Source organism: Parvimonas sp. M20, assembly GCF_035282425.1.
Lineage (GTDB): Bacteria > Bacillota > Clostridia > Tissierellales > Peptoniphilaceae > Parvimonas.
Genome location: NZ_JAYKBQ010000130.1, coordinates 1 through 285 on the forward strand (window position 1 = coordinate 1; position 285 = coordinate 285).

Annotated in this window: 1 protein-coding gene; it reads left to right on the plus strand. The window is 51.6% G+C overall.

Translation table 11 applies throughout. The features are described from left to right. Positions 1 to 66: 66 nt before the first annotated feature. A partial coding sequence (locus tag VJI93_RS08695; RefSeq protein ID WP_324009303.1) for a hypothetical protein occupies positions 67 to 285 on the plus strand: 219 nt, incomplete at its 3' end.

Below are 285 nucleotides of genomic sequence, written 5' to 3' on the forward strand. Positions count from 1 at the left end.
GGCAAAGAGATCGTTCTACGTGGTCCATGGCATGGTGGTGCCGCTGATGGCTTTGTAGAAGTGACTATGAAGTTTGCCGATGACAAATTCGGTGGACTTGACTCCAGTAGGGAAGATTGGCATAAGTGGATGGGCTATTTCGGCTTTCTCATCCCTGAGCAGACCTATCTGGATATCCTCGCCACCTTCAGGCCTGAACTTCCGATGTTCCTGGTAGATCTGGGTTACGCTCGGCGTATAGAGCCCGGAAGACCCGAAACGGGGTTGCCTAAGGGATTCTATGTT